Raw genomic sequence first — 16,768 nt, 5'->3', positions numbered from 1 at the left:
AATGATGCACATACAGCGACTGCGCTAGATGCGAAGTGCTGCAGCGTCAATCCGTTCCCGAATGACAGGTCATCCGATGACGGTGCACGTCGCTCACCCCCGTTTCGCGGCACAGAACCCGCCGCCCCTGAGCATTCCGCCGCTGCTCCCGGAGCCGCGCCATGACCTCGGCGCGATGCGGGTCGAGCGGGTCGCCCGGCACCTCGTCGCCTTCCTGCCGACGCCGGACGACCTCGGACGGCTCATTGAGGCGGCGCGGGTGGACCTGCCCGACCTGGCACCGCTCGCCACGGTGCAGCGGGTGCTGTCGATCAATCCCGACAGCGTCGTCGCGATCGCCCAGCGACACCGGTTCGACGCCGCCGACCCACGCGGCGAGGGCTTCGTGGCCTGCCTGATGCTGAACGGCGCCGGTCTCGCGGCCTTGAAGGCGGGAACGTTCGATGCAGCCGAACCGCCCTCCGCCATGCTGGTCGGGCAGCATGAGCGTCCGGCCGCGATCTACGTCTGGGCCGTGTATGCGCGTCGTCGGCTCGCCGGCGGCGTCGGCCTCGTGTTCGACCGCCTGTCGAGCCCCCTGTACCAGGGCGTCGATTTCTACGCCCGCGCGGCGACGCCCGAGGGCGCCGACCTGCTCATCACCCTGGGCTTCGCCAGGGGCGGGGGAGCGAACGGACACCTCCATCATTTCGCGCGCACGCCGGTCCCAGAGATCTCGCCGCCCTACGACACCCACAGGCCCGGCCTCAGCGGCGTCAGCGTCGCCGTAGCGCGCAGCTTCGAGGATCTCGCCCGGGTCGTCGCCCTGCGGGCCGCCGTCTACATGGCCGAGCAGGCCTGCCCGTACGAGGAGGAGTTCGACGGCAACGACCTCTCGGCCACCCACCTGATCGGCTATGTCGGCGACGAGCCGGCCGGCTGCCTGCGGATCCGCTTCTTCGCCGACTTCGCCAAGATCGAGCGGCTGGCCGTCCGGGCGGAATACCGCAACACTCGCATGGCCTTCGCGCTGGTCCGGGCCGGGATCGAGCTGGCCCGGGTCAAGGGGTATCGCCGGCTCTACGGCCACGCACAGAAGCGCCTCGTCGGATTCTGGAGCCGGTTCGGCTTCCGGGTCTTCGAGGGCGCGCAGGAACTCGTGTTCTCGGATTTCGACTATGTCGAGATGCTGCTGGAGGCGGAGCCGCACCCGGAGGCGATCGGGATCGGCGTCGATCCCTACGTGATCATCCGCCCCGAGGGCCGGTGGCACAAGGCGGGCGCGCTGGACCGGTCGCGCGCCAGGGCGGTGACGCGGCCCTCCGTCGACGGGCCGGTGTCGCAATGACCCGCCACGTGAACCCGGCGCTGTACCGGCGGCCGAGCAGCGTGCCTGTGCTGGTCCTGGTCGACATGCAGCAGGAATACGAGGTCGCCGGCCGCCCGCTGGCCCTTCCGGGCATCGCCCCGGCGCTGGAGAAGTGCCGGCTGGCCCTCGATCATGCCCGGGACAGCGGCATCCCGATCGCCTACGTGCGCTGGATCGGGGCTCCCCTCTTCCAGGCCGGCTCGCGGTTCGCCCGCTGGATCGAGGGGTTCGAGCCTCACGGGTGCGACATGGTCTTCGACCGGGACCGGCCGTCCTGCTACGCCAGCCCGGCCTTCGCCGACGCGATGGAGCGCGGCGGCGTGCAATTGGTGATCGCGGGTTTCGCCGGCGAGGCCGCCTGCCTCGCCACGGCGATCGATGGCTTCCATCGCGGGCAGGAGGTGACGTTCCTGTCCGACGCCTCGGCCAGCCACGATCTCGAAGGCATCGCGGCCCACGATGTGCACCGCTCGATCAGCGCGGTGATGCGCGCCTTCGCGGATGTCATGGACACGCAAGCCTGGGTCGCGGCGTCCGCGCCGTTCAGGCCCGTATCAACCTCACTGAATCCTTCGGCACGCCAATGACCGGTTCCGATCCCCACGAACGCGCCGCACCGCAGAGCCCCAAGAACTACGACGCCATCGATCGCAGGCTCGGGCAACATGCGGTGGGTCTGGTTCAGGCCGCCCGCGAAAGCGGAGACGCGGCATTGATCGCGCAGGCCGAGGCCATGGCCATGGCGGTGGGGTTCGCCCTCGCGTCCCGCCTGCCGGCTCACCCGGAGGCCGGTGAGGCCTGACGGGTCAGACGACCGTGTCGTCGCCGTCGATGAGGCGCATGGCGCGCAGCCGTGCGGTGCGCTCGTCGCGCGATCGAAGGTCGGCCCGGATGGCAGCCCAGAGCGCCGCCGCCTCGGCCATGCGCTCAAGCTCGACCGCTGCGTCGGTCTCGGTCTCGCGCTGATCGAACGCGTCCATGTCGTGGCATCCCGCGCCTTGAGGTGCGGTCCGGTAACAGCACAAACCTTCCGCGGTCCAGCCTCAAATACAGGCACCGCCTGTACAACCGGCGCAGTTCGTCACGGCTGACAGGTTTTACGGACGGCTGAGTTGTCGCCAGGCACATCGCGAGGCCGCCGGATCTGAGACTTCCACGCCCGCACGGCGGATTGCATGGGTTGGACGACACGTCGAACCGCCGAATGCTTTGTCGGCTCCAGGCAGGGGGTCGGTTCGACGGACGCCGCCGAACCTCAGCGCGTCCCGGCGGATCGGGCCACCGCCGCTATGAGCGGGTCGCGACCGACCGGTTGCCGGCCGGGACGCCAGCTTCGCCACATCCCGGAAACACAACGGACACGCAAAGGTGCCACCTGTCCGGCCAGCGCGGCCTCGTGCCTTCGGCACGACGGACCGGACCTTGCTCAGACCTTCGTCAGCGTGGCGATGATGGAATCGACGACGTCGATCTGGTGCTGCACGTCCACAAGCCGCGGACCTGCGGCCGCACCGTCGCCGAGTACGAAGGTGCCCTTCTGCCGGCGCGCGTCGCGCAGCTTGCGTACGGATGCGGCGATGGTCTGCCGCTCCTCGATCAGCGCCGCCCGCAACTCGGTCAGGCCATCCAATTCCAGCGTCTCGGCCATGCGGCGTCCCGGTCTCCTGGCTTCGCGATCCGGCCGGCGCGCATTCCAGCGCGTCGTCGAACCGGCTTTCTGGCTCATCTGCGGGGCTGTTGTCACGGGCGCAATCGGTCCGGGACGGACACGACAAGCGCCGCCTCGCCCTAATGTCGCCGTGACGATTGTATGCTAGGGAATGCAATATTCTTTCGAGGCGCATCGCGGAGTTTTGCGGCGGCGTCGCGGGATCGCCGCGGGCTTCGCGGCCCGATCACGCAAGGCCCAATCCGGCATGTCGCGCGATGATGACAGCCATCGCGGCACGACCCGATCGGACGAGGCTGTCGCGTTACACGGCGGAGGGGGCTGCGGCCGATGACAGGTGAGCGGAAGCCGCGGCGGTCCCGCGGTTTGGTGACGACGATCGTGGCCGTCGCGGTGCTGGGCGGCGGGGCCTACGGGTACGTGCGCACGACCCAGCGGCCCGTCGCCAAGGCGAAGGCGGCCGCCCCGATCGCCGTTCCGGTGACGGCCGGGATGGTCGAGCAGGGTCCGTTCGCGCTGGTGCTGAACGGCCTGGGCACGGTCCAGGCCTACAACACCGTTCAGGTGCGCACCCGGGTCGACGGCGAGATCAATCAGGTCGCGTTCCGCGAGGGCCAGAATGTCCACAAGGGCGACATCCTGTTCCAGATCGACCCGCGCCCCTACCAGGCGACCCTGGACCAGGCGAAGGCCAAGAAGGACCAGGACACCGCCAACCTCAACAACGCCAAGGCGGACCTCGTCCGCTACACGGGACTGGGCGCCTACGCGTCGCGCCAGCAGACCGAGACGCAGACCGCCCTGGTCGCCCAGCTGACCGCGCAGGTCGCCTCCGATCAGGCCTCCATCGACAACGCCACCACGCAGCTCGGCTACGCGACGATCCGGGCGCCAATCGACGGCGTGACCGGCTTTCGGCAGGTCGACATCGGCAACATCGTCAACGCCGCGGGACAGTCGGCGATCGTCACCATCACCCAGGTCGAGCCGATCTTCGTGGTGTTCACGGCGCCCGAGGACCAGTTGCCCGCGATCGTGGCAGCCCTGCGCGCCGGCGAGGTGCCGGTGGAGGCGCGGACCACGGACGGGCTGACCAAGCTGGCGGACGGCAAGCTAGCCTTGTTCAACAACCAGGTCGACACCGCGACCGGCACGATCCGCCTGAAGGCCGTGTTCCAGAACCAGAACCACGCCCTCTGGCCCGGCCTGTCGGTCTCGACCCGGATGCGGGTCGGCACGGTGGCGGCCGCTACGACGGTACCGGACGATGCCGTCCAGCACGGCCCCGACGGCCTGTTCGCCTTCGTGATCGACGAATCCAACCACGCGCATCAGCGCACGCTGAAGGCGGGGCGCTCCGATTCCGGCCGGACGCAGGTTCTGGGCGGTGACATCAAGCCGGGCGAGCGGGTGATCACCGCCGGGCAGTACAAGGTGCAGGACGGCAGCCTCGTGGCCGATCCCCACGCGGCCCACACCGCGCAGGCGGAGACGGGCGCCGCAATCCGGTCGGCCGAGGCCAAGCCGTGATCGGGTCCGGGTCGGACGGGGCGACGGCGATGCCGCAAGAGGGTCTGCGATGAAAGCTGGCATCTCGGCGCCGTTCATCCGCTTCCCGGTGGCGACCACGCTGATCATGGTCGGCATCCTGTTCCTCGGGATGGTGGCCTACCCGCTGCTCGGCGTCGCGCCCCTGCCGCAGGTGGATTTCCCGACGATCCAGGTCACCGCGCAATTGCCCGGCGCCAGCCCGGAGACCATGGCCTCCTCGGTGGCGCAGCCCCTGGAGCGGCAATTCTCGCAGATCCCGGGCGTCGCCCAGATGACCTCGACCAGCTCGCTGGGCATCTCGACGGTCACGGTCCAGTTCGACCTCAACCGCAACATCGACGGTGCCGCCAGCGATATCCAGGCGGCGATCAACGCGGCGAGCGGGCAGCTGCCGAAGAGCCTGCCGAGCCCACCGACCTATCGCAAGGTGAACCCGGCCGATTCGCCGATCCTGCTGCTCTCGGCCACCTCCGACAGCATGCCCCTCATCGACGTGGACGACGCGGTGGACGTGCAGCTCGCCCAGCGCATCAGCCAGATCTCGGGCGTCGCGCAGGTGTTCATCGGCGGCCAGCAGAAGCCCGCAGTGCGGATCCAGGTCGATCCGGCCAAGCTCGTCGCCAAGGGCCTGTCGCTGGAAGATATCCGCGCCCCCCTCTCGCTCACCACGGTGAACAACCCGAAGGGCAGCATCGACGGAACGAGTCACAGCTACACGATCTACGCCAACGACCAGCTCACCACGGCGCAGAACTGGAACGACGTGATCGTCGCCTACCGGGACGGCGCCCCGTTGCGGGTGCGGGACATCGGCACCGCGGTCGCCGGCCCCGAGGATACCAAGCAGGCCGGCTGGACCAACGGCCAGCGCGGCGTGTTCCTGGTAGTCTTCAAGCAGCCGGGCGCCAACGTCATCGACACGGTGGACAGCATCAAGGTGCAGTTGCCGCGCCTGACCGCGACCCTGCCGGCCGGCATCAAGATCGGCATCCTCAGCGACCGCACGCAGACGATCCGGGCCTCCGTGGAGGACGTGCAGTTCACGCTGCTGATCACCATCGTGTTGGTGGTCGGGGTGATCTTCGTGTTCCTGCGCAGCTTCTGGGCGACCGTGATCCCGAGCGTGACCGTGCCGCTCGCCCTGCTCGGCGCCTGCGCGCTGATGTGGCTCGCCGGCTATACGCTCGACAACCTGTCCCTGATGGCGCTGACCATCTCGGTCGGCTTCGTGGTCGACGACGCCATCGTGGTGCTGGAGAACATCAGCCGCTACGTCGAGGAGGGGATGCGGCCCATGGAGGCCGCGTTCAAGGGCGCGGGCGAGATCGGCTTCACCATCGTCTCCATCTCGGTCTCGCTGATCGCGGTGCTGATCCCGCTGCTGCTGATGGGCGGCATCATCGGCCGCCTGTTCCGGGAATTCGCCGTCGTCCTGTCGATGACCATCGCGGTCTCGGCCTTCGTGTCCCTGACGCTGACGCCCATGATGGCGGCGCGGCTGCTGAAGCCCCACGGCACCGGGCACCACGGCCGCCTCTACCGGGCGAGCGAGGCGGTGTTCGACGGGCTGTTGTCGTCCTACGCGAAGGGCCTCGACCTCGCCCTGCGCTTCCGGTTCGTCACGCTGCTGACCTTCTTCGCGACGCTGGCTCTGACGATCCACCTGTTCATCGTCATTCCGAAGGGCTTCTTCCCGCAGCAGGACACCGGCTTCATGATCGGCGTCACCGAGGCCGGGCAGGACATCTCGTTCTCGGCGATGAAGACGCTGCAGGAGAAAGTCGGCGCCATCGTCCAGGCCGATCCGGATGTCGCCACGGTCGGCATGTCGCTCGGCGGCAACGGCCAGGCGCTCAATTCGGGGCGGATGTACATCACGCTTAAGCCCCGCGAGGAGCGCGAGGCCAACGCGTTCCAGATCATCGGCCGCCTGCGGCCGAAGCTGGAGCGGGTCGAGGGCATCCGCACCTACATCCAGGCCACCCAGGACGTGCGCACCGGCGGCCGGACCTCCCGGACGCAGTTCGAGTACACCCTGCAGGACCCGGATCTCGCCGAGTTGAACACGTGGGCGCCGCGCATCCTGGACAGGATGAAGACGCTGCCGGAGCTGCGCGACGTCGCCACCGACCAGCAGAACCGCGGCACCACCCTGACCCTGGCGATCGACCGCGACGCCGCCTCCCGCTACGGCATCACGCCTCAGCTCATCGACGACACGCTGTACGACGCGTTCGGCCAACGGCAGATCGCGCAGTACTTCACGCAGCTCAACAGCTACCACGTGATCCTGGAGGTGCTGCCGGCCCTCCAGGGCAGCGTCGAGAGCCTCGACAAGATCTACATCAAGGCGCCGATCGGAGGGGGGCAGGTGCCGCTCGCGGCCTTCGCCCACTGGACGACCGAGCCCGTGGCGCCGCTCGCGGTCAACCACCAGGGCCAGTTCCCTGCGGTGACGATCAGCTTCAACCTCGCCCCCGACGTCGCGCTCGGGCAGGCGACCGGGGCGATCGGGCAGGCGATGCGCGACCTGCAGGTGCCGCCCACCGTGGTCACCGGCTTCCAGGGCACCGCGCAGGCGTTCCAGCAATCGCTGTCGACGGTGCCGCTGCTGATCCTGGCGGCTTTGTTCGTGGTCTACCTGATCCTCGGCATCCTGTACGAGAGCTTCATCCACCCGCTCACGATCCTCTCGACGCTGCCGTCGGCCGGCGTCGGCGCCCTGGCGGTGCTGATGTGGGCCGGGTACGACTTCAGCCTGATCGCGCTGATCGGCATCATCCTCCTCATCGGCATCGTGAAGAAGAACGGCATCATGCTGATCGACTTCGCCATCGTGGCCGAGCGCGAGGAGGGCCTGAGTGCCGAGGCGGCGATCCGGAAGGCGGCCCTGCTGCGGTTCCGCCCGATCCTGATGACCACCATGGCGGCGCTGCTGGGCGGCATCCCGCTGATGCTCGCCACCGGCACCGGCTCCGAGATCCGGCAGCCGCTCGGCTACGCCATGGTCGGCGGGCTGGCCGTGAGCCAGATCCTGACCCTGTTCACCACGCCGGTCATCTACGTCTACCTCGACCGGCTGGCGCACCGGTTCTCGTTCCGCGACAGGCCCGAGGCAGTCGACGCGATGCTCGCCGAGCCCGGCCGGGACGGCCACGAGGCGCAGACCCTGCGGGCCGCGGAGTGAGCTGAGCGATCCTGCGCAGGGCGCACATCGCCGGTCACGTCACCGCGTCGGTGTCACCCCGTCCCGCTTGGCGCACGCGGGCGCCGACCCAGATCCCCCGGCGGCGGCCCCGCGGGGCCTGATGGAACGCGAAGGCTGCGGATGAACCCGAACCGGCCGCTGAAAGGGCTGACAATCCTCGCCCTGGAACAGGCTGTCGCGGCACCGTACTGCACGTCGCGGCTGGCCGATGCCGGCGCCCGGGTGATCAAGATCGAGCGGCCCGAGGGGGATTTCGCCCGCGGCTACGATTCCGCCGTCAACGGGCTGGCGAGCTACTTCGTCTGGCTGAATCGCGGCAAGGAGAGCCTGGTCGCCGACATCAAGGATCCGGACGATGTCCGGCTGTTGCACGCCATCCTGGAAGACGCCGACGTGTTCGTGCAGAACCTCGCCCCCGGGGCCGCGGCCCGGGCGGGGTTCGGCGCGGCGGAGTTGCGGGCACGCTATCCGCGCCTGATCACGGTGGACATCAGCGGCTACGGCGCCGGCCACGCCTACAGCGACATGAAGGCCTACGACCTGCTGGTGCAGGCCGAGAGCGGCATGGCCGGCATCACCGGGCATCCGGCCGGTCCGGGCCGCGTCGGCGTCTCGGTCTGCGACATCGCCTGCGGGATGGACGCCCATGCCGCGGTTCTGGAGGCGCTGATCGCCCGCTCCATCTCCGACGTGGGCTGCGCCCTGGAGGTCAGCCTGTTCAGCGGCGCGGCCGACTGGATGACCGTGCCGCTGCTCTACTTCGAGGGCACCGACCGGGAGCCGCAGCGCGTCGGCCTCGCCCATCCCACGATCTCGCCCTACGGCGCCTACCCGACGGCCGACGGCAGCCTGGTGCTCATCTCGATCCAGAACGAGCGGGAATGGGCTCGCTTCTGCGAAGGCGTATTGGGCGAGCCGGACCTCGCCCGCGCCGAGGGCTATGCTTCAAACAACGCCCGCGTGGCGAACCGCGCCGCCGTGGATCTGCGCATCGCCGCAATCCTGGTCCGGTTGAGCCGCGACGCGGCCGCCACCCGGCTCAAGGCTGCCGGCACCGCCTACGGCTTCGTCAACACCCTGGCTGACCTCGCCACCCGCCCGGCCCTGGTCCGCGCCGAGGTCGAGACCCCGGCGGGCCCGGCCCGCCTCGTCGCGCCCCCCGTGCTTATCGACGGCGAAGTCCGCGCGCTCGGGCGGGTGCCGGATATCGGCGAGCACAGCGAACGGATCCGGCGTGAGTTCGGGGTTGAGCGGTGAGTGGCGCGCAGTCGCGTTCGAGGACGATCCACGCTCGTCGGCCAAGGCGATGCGATGACGTCCGAACATCCGCCTCGTCATCCCGGAGCCGCGCAACGGAGCCCGGGATCCAGAAACACAGGTCGGGCGAGGTTCTGCGCCGGCGGAGAATCTAGATTCCGGGCTCGCCTGCGGCGCCCCGGAATGACGGAGAGCTTTATTCGGCCGCCCAAGTCGTACGGATTGCAAAGCCGATCGCGAAGTGGATGGAAGTACGAAAGCAGGTTTGTCGCGCAGTAATAAAACAGTCATCAGCCAGAGACGGACTACAGTTCGGGAGGAAACAATGAGGCTCGACGGCAAGATCGCGATCGTGACGGGGGCCGGGAGTGGGTTCGGCGCGGGCATCGCCGAGCGCTTCGCCGCCGAGGGCGCGCGCGTCGCCTGCGTGGATATCGACCGGGCGGCGGCGAAGCGGGTCGCGGCCGGGATCGGGGCGAACGCCATCGCGATCGCCGCCGATGTCGGGGCGGCGGCCGATGTCGAGGCCAGCGTCGCCGAGACCCGCGAACGGTTCGGCATCCCCCACATCCTGGTCAACAACGCCGGCACCACCCACCGCAACAAGCCGCTGCTGGAGGTCACCGAGGACGAGTTCGACCGCGTGTTCCGGGTGAACGTGAAGTCGATCTTCCACTACGTCCGGACAATCGCCCCGCTGATGCGCGACCGGGGCGGCGGCGTGATCCTCAACGTCAGCTCGACGGCGGCGCTCCGGCCGCGTCCCGGCCTGACCTGGTACAACGCCTCCAAGGGGGCGGCGAGCCTCGCCTCAAAATCGCTGGCGCTGGAATTGGCCCCCTGGAAGATCCGGGTGAACGCCCTGTGTCCGGTGATGGGCGCGACCGCGCTGCTCGAGCATTTCATGGGGGTGCCCGACACCCCGGAGAACCGCGAAAGGTTCATTGCGACGATCCCCCTCGGGCGGATGTCGCGGGCCGAGGACATCGCCGCCGCGGCCCTGTTCCTGGCCTCCGACGAGGCCGCGTTCATCACCGGGATCGACATGCCGGTCGATGGCGGCCGGACAGCCTGAGGCGCACGATGGAAGCCTATACCGAGATCCGCGAGGCGGTCGCCAAGCTCTGCGCCGGGTTTCCCGGGCCGTATTGGCGGGCGCTCGACCGGGAGATGGCCTACCCGACCGCGTTCGTGACCGCCCTCACCGAGAGCGGCTACCTGTCGGTGTTGATCCCGGAGGAATACGGCGGCTCCGGCCTGCCGCTCTCCGCCGCCGCCGCGATCCTGGAGGAGGTCCAGCGGGCCGGCTGCAACGGCGGCGCCTGCCATGCGCAGATGTACACGATGGGCACGCTGCTCCGGCACGGCTCGGAGGCGCAGAAGGCCGCCTACCTGCCGGCGATCGCTGAAGGGCGCCTGCGCCTCCAGGCCTTCGGGGTCACCGAGCCGACATCGGGCACCGATACCGGCAGCCTGAAGACCACCGCCCGGCGCGAGGGCGACCACTACGTCGTCAACGGCCAGAAGATCTGGACCAGCCGGGCCGAGCACTCGGACCTGATGCTGCTCCTGGTGCGGACCACCCCGCGCACCGAGGGCATGAAGCGCACCGACGGCCTGTCGGTGCTGCTCGTCGACATGCGGGAGGCGGTCGGCCACGGCCTGACCATCCGGCCGATCCGCACCATGATGAACCATGCCACCACGGAGGTCTTCTTCGACAACCTCCGCGTCCCGGCCGTCAATCTGATCGGCGAAGAGGGAAAAGGCTTCCGCTACATCCTGTCCGGCATGAATGCCGAGCGCATCCTGATCGCCGCGGAATGCGTCGGCGACGCCAAGTGGTTCATCGACCGGGCCAAGACCTACGCGGTGGACCGCTCGGTGTTCGGCCGGCCGATCGGCGCCAACCAGGGCGTGCAGTTCCCGATCGCGAAAGCCTACGCCAACATGCGGGCGGCGGAGCTGATGGTCCGCGAGGCGCTGAGCCTCTACGAATCCGGGACCAATCCGGGCGCGGAGGCCAACATGGCCAAGATGATCGCCGCCGACGCCGCGTTCGAGGCCGCCAACGCCTGCATCCAGACCCATGGCGGGTTCGGATTCGCGGAGGAATACGATATCGAGCGCAAGTTCCGCGAGACGCGTCTCTACCAGGTCGCGCCGATCTCCACGAACCTGATCCTCGCCTACCTGTCCGAGCACGTGCTCGGCCTGCCGCGCGCGTACTGACATGACCGACGTCGAAGCCTGGATCGGCCGCACCCGCGAGACCTCGGATCTCGTCACGCCGCGTCTGCGCGCCGAGTTCCGCGCGACCTTCACGCCGCATCTCGCCCCGGTTCCGGACGGGGCGGCGCCGCCGGCCCTGCACTGGTGCCTCGCCCCCGAGACACCGCCCGCCGACGCCCTCGGCCCGGACGGTCACGCCGCCAAGGGCGGGTTCCTGCCGCCGGTGCCTCTGCCGCGGCGGATGTGGGCCGGCGGGCAGGTCGAGACGCTGGCCGAGCTGCGCGAGGGCGATCTGGTCACCCGGACCGAGACCGTGCGCGACGTGGCGTTCAAGGAGGGGCGCAGCGGCCGGCTATGCTTCGTGACCGTCGAGCACGCGCTTGCCACGGCAAGCGGCGTGGCGATCCGGGAGCGGCAGGACATCGTCTACCGGGAGGCGGCCGGCGCGCAGACCGGCACCGGGGCCACGGCCGAACGCGACGACGCGGCCGCCTACGAGCAGGTCTGGGCCGTGCCGGCGACGCCGACGCTGCTGTTCCGCTACTCGGCCATGACCTTCAACGGCCATCGCTTCCACTACGACCAGCCCTACGCCACGCGCGTCGAGGGCTATGCCGACCTAGTGGTCCACGGCCCGATCCAGGCGACGCTGCTGATGAACCTCGCCGCCATGCTGCTCGGCGGGGCGCCGCGCACCTTCACGCATCGCGGCGTCTCGCCGTTGACGGCCAACCAGATCGTTCGCGTGTGCGGACGGCGGAACGGAGAGACGTTCGAGGGCTTCACGTTGGACGAGGCGGACCGCGTCTGCATGCGTGCGCAGGCGGCCTGAGAGCCGGCTCGACCATTCCGGTTCCGGAGATCAAACTTCGCGGGCCTCTTGAGCGCAGCGAGGCGGCCCAGGGTCACGCGCGACGTGAAACGAGGGCGCGTCCCAAAAGCTTCGCCGTGCTCGCCATACCGGTGGGGGCACGACCAACTCGATAGAGACCCCACCCACGACCCCACCCCGGAGCGGCGGCGCCCCCGGAGGAGGGCTCCTTCGAGACGCAGGCTTTGCGCGCGCCCTGGAATGAGGTGGATGGGACGACCCGGCTCAGGCGAGCTTCAGGCCGACATCGACGTTGCCGCGGGTGGCGTTCGAGTACGGGCAGACTTGGTGGGCCGCGTCCACGAGCTTCTGCGCTTCGGCGCGGTCGAGGCCCGGCAGGCTGATCGTCAGGTCGGCGGTGATCCCGAAGCCGCCCTCGGAGCGGGGGCCGATGCCGACATCGGCGGTGACGGTGGTCTCGGCCGGAACCTTAAGCTTCAGCGATGGGGCGACCGCCTTCATGGCGCCCAGGAAGCAGGCCGAGTAGCCGGAAGCGAAGAGCTGCTCGGGATTCGCGCCCGGACCGCCCGCGCCGCCGAGCTCCTTCGGGGTCGCGAGCTTCACCTCGAAGCTGCCGTCGGCGGTCTTGGCGGCGCCGTCACGGCCTCCGGTGGCGGTCGCAGTGGTGCGGTACTTCACGTCTACGGACATGGTGCGATCTCCAGGAACAAGAAGGGAATCGGCATATAGGGCCGGCACAGCCCGCATATAATCCCGAGATAGATTGCGCGCAATCTATTTCACGGATCAATCAACGCGAAACGGTCGACATCCACCAGGCCCTTGTCGGTGATCTTCAGGTGCGGGATCACGGGCAGCGGCAGGAACGCGACCTGCAGGAACGGCTCGGGCAGGACGACGCCGAGGCCACGCGCCGCCGCCCGCAGGGTCACCAGCGCGGCACCGATCGCATCGAACGGGAGCAGGCTCATCAGACCGGCGACCGGCAGGGCGATCTCGGCGAGCACCCGGCCGCCCTCGACCACCACGAAGCCGCCCTCGATGGCGCCGAGCCGGTTCACCGCCACGGCCATGTCGGCATCGTCGGCGCCGACCACCGTGACGTTGTGGCTGTCGTGCCCGACCGAGGAGGCGATCGCGCCGCGCTTCAGGCCGAAGCCCTTCACGAACGCCACGCCGATGCCCCGCTCCCCCGGCGGCGTCTTCCCGTGGCGCTCCACCACCGCGACCTTGATGACGTCCTGATCGAGGTCGATCCGGCGCTCGCCCGCGCTGTAGGGCAGCGACAGGTCGTGCCGCAGGGTGATGAGCTTGCCCGGCACCACGCCGATCACCGGCGTCGATGGCCCGGAACCGGGGGCCGCGAAATCCGCCGCCGTCACCCGGCGGGCCCGCAGGCTGTTCCGGCCGATCGGCTGGATCGCGGGCCGGTCGGCGAACAGCGCGTCCTCCACCAGTCGCCCGGCGCTGAAGACCCGGGCGACGCGACAGTCGAGGAAATCGTCGAGGACGACGAGGTCGGCTCGCTGGCCCGGCGCCACCAGGCCGCGGTCGTGCAGCCCCAACGCCCGGGCCGCCGACCAGGACGCCGCCCGGTAGGCCGCCAGCGGCGGTGCGCCCAGCGCGATCGCGGTGCGGATGACGTAGTCGAGGTGGCCCTCTTCGGCGATGTCGAGGGGGTTCCGGTCGTCCGTGCAGAAGGCCAGGAACGGTGCCGTGCGCTCGGTGAGGATCGGCGCCAGGGCGTGCAGGTCCTTGGAGACCGAGCCCTCGCGGATCAGCACGGTCATGCCCTTGGACAGTTTTTCCATCGCCTCTTCGGGCGTGGTCGCCTCGTGCTCGGTGCGGATGCCGGCTGCGATGTAGCCGTTGAGCGCGCTCCCGCGCAGCAGCGGCGCGTGGCCGTCGATCAGCCGGCCCTGGAACGCCGCGAGCTTTTCCAGCACGCCCGGGTCCGCGGCGAGCACGCCCGGGAAATTCATGAACTCGGCGAGCCCGATCACCTTGGGATGGCCCGCGAAGGGCAGCAGGTCGGCCACCCCGATCCGGGCGCCCGAGGTCTCGAGGTGGTCGGTGGCCGGCACGCAAGACGAGAGCTGGACCCGCAGGTCCATCGCCAGGGTCTCGGACGAGGCCAGGAACCACGCGAACGCTTCGGTTCCCAGCACGTTCGCCATCTCGTGCGGGTCGCACAAGCCGGTCGTGACGCCATGGGGCAGGACGCAGCGCTCGAATTCCTGCGGCGGCATCAGCGAGGATTCGACGTGGAAATGCGTATCGATGAAGCCCGGCACCACGACCTTGCCGGCGATATCGATCTCGCGGCGGCCGCGATAGCTGCCGAAGGTGCCGACGATCCGGTCGCCGCAGATTGCGATATCGGAGGCGACGAGGTCGCCGGTGACGAGATCGAGGAAGCGCCCGCCCTTGAGCACGAGGTCGGCCTCGGTCCGGCCGTGGCCCTGGTCGATGGCCCGCCGCAGGAAATCCACTCGGTCCATCGTACGATTCGCCTCTCTCGCGTCCCGGTATCCGCCGGGAGCATGACACGGTGGCGACCGGTTCGGCGACGCTTGCAGCGACGCGTCGGCGGGCGCAGAAGCCCCTACCTTTGAGAGATCCGCTTCCGAACCGATTGAACCGCGCGATGCCCGTCTATCGTTCCCGCACCACCACACATGGCCGCAACATGGCCGGCGCCCGCGGCCTCTGGCGCGCCACCGGCATGAAGGACGGCGATTTCGGCAAGCCGATCATCGCCGTCGTGAACTCGTTCACCCAGTTCGTGCCCGGCCACGTCCACCTCAAGGATCTCGGCCAGCTGGTCGCCCGGGAGATCGAGAAGGCCGGCGGCGTCGCCAAGGAGTTCAACACCATCGCGGTCGATGACGGCATCGCGATGGGCCACGACGGCATGCTCTACTCGCTGCCGTCCCGGGAGCTGATCGCCGATTCCGTCGAGTACATGGTCAACGCGCACTGCGCGGACGCGATGGTATGCATCTCGAATTGCGACAAGATCACTCCCGGCATGCTCATGGCCTGCCTGCGGCTCAACATCCCGACGGTGTTCGTCTCGGGCGGTCCGATGGAGGCCGGCAAGGTCCAGCTGCCCGGCATCGCCAAGAAGGTCGATCTGGTCGACGCGATGATCGCGGCGGCCGACGACCGGATCTCGGACGAGGATGTCGCGGTGATCGAGCGTTCGGCCTGCCCGACCTGCGGCTCCTGCTCGGGCATGTTCACGGCGAACTCGATGAACTGCCTGACCGAGGCGCTGGGTCTGGCGCTGCCGGGCAACGGCTCCGTGCTGGCGACCCATGCCGACCGCAAGCGGCTGTTCGTGGAGGCCGGCCACCTGATCGTGGACCTCGCCCGCCGCCACTACGAGCAGGACGACGCGAGCGTGCTGCCCCGCGCGGTGGCGAGCGTCACGGCGTTCGAGAACGCCATGACCCTGGACATCGCCATGGGCGGCTCGACCAACACGGTGCTCCACCTGCTGGCCGCCGCCCACGAGGGCGAGGTGCCGTTCACCATGGCCGATATCGACCGGCTGTCGCGGCGGGTGCCGGTCCTGTGCAAGGTCGCCCCGGCGGTGGCCAACGTCCACATGGAGGACGTGCACCGGGCCGGCGGGATCATGGCCATCCTGGGCGAGCTCGATCGGGCGGGGCTGATCGAAACCGAGGTCGGCAACGTCGCCGCCGGGACCCTCGGCGCGGCGCTGGCCCGCTGGGACGTCCGCGGCACGCCCAGCGCCTCGGTCCAGAGCTTCTACCGCGCAGCCCCCGGGGGCGTGCCGACTCAGGTGGCGTTCAGCCAGGAATCCCGCTTCGACGAACTCGACCTCGACCGGGAGGGCGGGGTGATCCGCGAGGCCGCCCATGCCTATTCGCGGGATGGCGGCCTGGCGGTGCTCTACGGAAACCTCGCCGAGCAGGGCTGCATCGTGAAGACGGCGGGCGTCGACGCCTCGATCCTGACCTTCACGGGGACCGCCCGGGTGTTCGAGAGCCAGGACGCCGCGGTGGACGGGATCCTCAACGGCAAGGTCACGGCCGGGGAGGTCGTGCTGATCCGCTACGAGGGCCCGCGCGGCGGCCCCGGCATGCAGGAGATGCTCTACCCCACGAGCTACCTGAAATCGAAGGGCCTCGGCAAAGCCTGCGCGCTGGTCACCGACGGCCGCTTCTCGGGGGGGTCGTCCGGCCTGTCGATCGGCCACGTCTCCCCGGAGGCGGCCGAGGGCGGCCTGATCGGCCTGGTGCGCGACGGCGACACCATCGCCATCGACATCCCGGCCCGCTCCATCGACCTCGTCGTCGAACCCGCCGAATTGGAGCGGCGCCGTGCCGAGCAGGACGCCGCCGGCTGGCAGCCGGCGAGCCCGCGCAAGCGCAAGGTCACCACGGCGCTTCGCGCCTACGCGATGCTGACCACCAGCGCGGCGCACGGGGCGGTGCGGCGGGTGTGATGTTTTGCGGTTGGCGGGACGATCCCGACGTGAACGGCCTCCGCATCACTCGCACTGTCATTCCTGGGCGCCGCAGGCGAACCCGGAACGCGGAGCGGCGGTCGGGGCAGGACCTTGACCGGTCGGCGATTGTGAATCCCGGGCTCCGCTTCGCGGCCCCGGGATGACGGGCCTGAAGCTTGAGCGATTCCGGA

At 69.5% G+C, this 16,768-nt stretch carries 14 protein-coding genes; 10 read left to right on the top strand and 4 right to left on the bottom strand.

The window, feature by feature from the left end; genetic code table 11:
* Positions 1-76 precede the first annotated feature (76 nt).
* From ACYQPG_RS25320 to ACYQPG_RS25310, 3 genes are read left to right on the top strand one after another with little or no spacing between them, the layout of a single operon-like run.
* The gene (locus ACYQPG_RS25320; RefSeq protein WP_419830534.1) at positions 77-1,327 is read left to right on the top strand and encodes a GNAT family N-acetyltransferase; all 1,251 of its coding nucleotides are present in this window, start codon (positions 77-79) and stop codon (positions 1,325-1,327) included.
* Complete coding sequence (locus tag ACYQPG_RS25315) at positions 1,324-1,935, top strand: cysteine hydrolase family protein (protein ID WP_461231975.1); 612 nt, start codon at positions 1,324-1,326, stop codon at positions 1,933-1,935. Before ACYQPG_RS25320 ends, ACYQPG_RS25315 begins: the two co-directional genes overlap by 4 nt.
* Positions 1,932-2,150 (top strand): hypothetical protein, encoded by a 219-nt coding sequence (locus ACYQPG_RS25310; protein WP_147906875.1) that lies wholly within the window; start codon positions 1,932-1,934, stop codon positions 2,148-2,150. Before ACYQPG_RS25315 ends, ACYQPG_RS25310 begins: the two co-directional genes overlap by 4 nt.
* A gap of 4 nt (positions 2,151-2,154) precedes the next feature.
* On the opposite strand, the gene ACYQPG_RS25305 is transcribed toward ACYQPG_RS25310, so the two are convergent.
* Positions 2,155-2,328: a hypothetical protein gene (locus ACYQPG_RS25305; RefSeq protein ID WP_187193693.1), complete on the bottom strand. Its 174-nt coding sequence runs from the start codon at positions 2,326-2,328 to the stop codon at positions 2,155-2,157.
* Between the two features lie 446 nt (positions 2,329-2,774).
* Entirely contained in the window at positions 2,775-2,996 is a 222-nt protein-coding gene (locus ACYQPG_RS25300; protein WP_147855248.1) for an HOOK family protein, read from the bottom strand.
* Positions 2,997-3,347: 351 nt separating this feature from the next.
* On the opposite strand from ACYQPG_RS25300, the gene ACYQPG_RS25295 reads away from it, so the two are divergent.
* The 6 genes from ACYQPG_RS25295 to ACYQPG_RS25270 all read left to right on the top strand — a co-directional run bounded on the left by ACYQPG_RS25295 (position 3,348) and on the right by ACYQPG_RS25270 (position 12,097).
* Positions 3,348-4,547: an efflux RND transporter periplasmic adaptor subunit gene (locus ACYQPG_RS25295; RefSeq protein WP_461231974.1), complete on the top strand. Its 1,200-nt coding sequence runs from the start codon at positions 3,348-3,350 to the stop codon at positions 4,545-4,547.
* A 49-nt stretch (positions 4,548-4,596) separates the two neighbouring features.
* On the top strand, positions 4,597-7,755 hold the full coding sequence (locus ACYQPG_RS25290) for an efflux RND transporter permease subunit (protein WP_419830533.1): 3,159 nt from the start codon (positions 4,597-4,599) through the stop codon (positions 7,753-7,755).
* Positions 7,756-7,896: 141 nt separating this feature from the next.
* Positions 7,897-9,033 carry a CaiB/BaiF CoA transferase family protein gene (locus tag ACYQPG_RS25285; RefSeq protein WP_461231973.1) on the top strand — a complete coding sequence of 379 codons (1,137 nt, stop codon included), beginning with the start codon at positions 7,897-7,899 and terminating at the stop codon, positions 9,031-9,033.
* Between the two features lie 325 nt (positions 9,034-9,358).
* Positions 9,359-10,108: an SDR family oxidoreductase gene (locus ACYQPG_RS25280; protein WP_147906871.1), complete on the top strand. Its 750-nt coding sequence runs from the start codon at positions 9,359-9,361 to the stop codon at positions 10,106-10,108.
* 8 nt (positions 10,109-10,116) lie between these two features.
* Positions 10,117-11,265 carry an acyl-CoA dehydrogenase family protein gene (locus ACYQPG_RS25275; protein WP_461231972.1) on the top strand — a complete coding sequence of 383 codons (1,149 nt, stop codon included), beginning with the start codon at positions 10,117-10,119 and terminating at the stop codon, positions 11,263-11,265.
* A 1-nt stretch (position 11,266) separates the two neighbouring features.
* Complete coding sequence (locus ACYQPG_RS25270; protein ID WP_461231971.1) at positions 11,267-12,097, top strand: HTD2 family dehydratase; 831 nt, start codon at positions 11,267-11,269, stop codon at positions 12,095-12,097.
* A gap of 264 nt (positions 12,098-12,361) precedes the next feature.
* On the opposite strand, the gene ACYQPG_RS25265 is transcribed toward ACYQPG_RS25270, so the two are convergent.
* Together ACYQPG_RS25265 and ade are read right to left on the bottom strand one after the other, a co-directional pair.
* On the bottom strand, positions 12,362-12,787 hold the full coding sequence (locus ACYQPG_RS25265) for an organic hydroperoxide resistance protein (RefSeq protein WP_147910628.1): 426 nt from the start codon (positions 12,785-12,787) through the stop codon (positions 12,362-12,364).
* A gap of 89 nt (positions 12,788-12,876) precedes the next feature.
* Complete coding sequence (gene ade / locus ACYQPG_RS25260; protein WP_461231970.1) at positions 12,877-14,598, bottom strand: adenine deaminase; 1,722 nt, start codon at positions 14,596-14,598, stop codon at positions 12,877-12,879.
* A gap of 146 nt (positions 14,599-14,744) precedes the next feature.
* Between ade and ilvD the strand changes: the two genes are divergently transcribed.
* The gene (gene ilvD / locus ACYQPG_RS25255) at positions 14,745-16,574 is read left to right on the top strand and encodes a dihydroxy-acid dehydratase (protein ID WP_147910630.1); all 1,830 of its coding nucleotides are present in this window, start codon (positions 14,745-14,747) and stop codon (positions 16,572-16,574) included.
* The last annotated feature ends 194 nt before the right edge of the window (positions 16,575-16,768 follow it).

It is taken from the genome of Methylobacterium sp. CM6246 (genome assembly GCF_054818005.1).
The sequence above is the reverse complement of the archived record's forward strand: the minus strand, read 5'-3'. Positions and strand labels throughout refer to the sequence as shown.

What these genes read in the sequence shown, in the direction of transcription:
- ACYQPG_RS25320 (WP_419830534.1), top strand. Translation starts at nt 77, where the DNA reads ATGACGGTGCACGTCGCTCACCCCCGTTTCGCGGCACAGAACCCGCCG.
- ACYQPG_RS25315 (WP_461231975.1), top strand. Translation starts at nt 1,324, where the DNA reads ATGACCCGCCACGTGAACCCGGCGCTGTACCGGCGGCCGAGCAGCGTG.
- ACYQPG_RS25310 (WP_147906875.1), top strand. Translation starts at nt 1,932, where the DNA reads ATGACCGGTTCCGATCCCCACGAACGCGCCGCACCGCAGAGCCCCAAG.
- ACYQPG_RS25305 (WP_187193693.1), bottom strand. Translation starts at nt 2,328, where the DNA reads ATGGACGCGTTCGATCAGCGCGAGACCGAGACCGACGCAGCGGTCGAG.
- ACYQPG_RS25300 (WP_147855248.1), bottom strand. Translation starts at nt 2,996, where the DNA reads ATGGCCGAGACGCTGGAATTGGATGGCCTGACCGAGTTGCGGGCGGCG.
- ACYQPG_RS25295 (WP_461231974.1), top strand. Translation starts at nt 3,348, where the DNA reads ATGACAGGTGAGCGGAAGCCGCGGCGGTCCCGCGGTTTGGTGACGACG.
- ACYQPG_RS25290 (WP_419830533.1), top strand. Translation starts at nt 4,597, where the DNA reads ATGAAAGCTGGCATCTCGGCGCCGTTCATCCGCTTCCCGGTGGCGACC.
- ACYQPG_RS25285 (WP_461231973.1), top strand. Translation starts at nt 7,897, where the DNA reads ATGAACCCGAACCGGCCGCTGAAAGGGCTGACAATCCTCGCCCTGGAA.
- ACYQPG_RS25280 (WP_147906871.1), top strand. Translation starts at nt 9,359, where the DNA reads ATGAGGCTCGACGGCAAGATCGCGATCGTGACGGGGGCCGGGAGTGGG.
- ACYQPG_RS25275 (WP_461231972.1), top strand. Translation starts at nt 10,117, where the DNA reads ATGGAAGCCTATACCGAGATCCGCGAGGCGGTCGCCAAGCTCTGCGCC.
- ACYQPG_RS25270 (WP_461231971.1), top strand. Translation starts at nt 11,267, where the DNA reads ATGACCGACGTCGAAGCCTGGATCGGCCGCACCCGCGAGACCTCGGAT.
- ACYQPG_RS25265 (WP_147910628.1), bottom strand. Translation starts at nt 12,787, where the DNA reads ATGTCCGTAGACGTGAAGTACCGCACCACTGCGACCGCCACCGGAGGC.
- ade (WP_461231970.1), bottom strand. Translation starts at nt 14,598, where the DNA reads ATGGACCGAGTGGATTTCCTGCGGCGGGCCATCGACCAGGGCCACGGC.
- ilvD (WP_147910630.1), top strand. Translation starts at nt 14,745, where the DNA reads ATGCCCGTCTATCGTTCCCGCACCACCACACATGGCCGCAACATGGCC.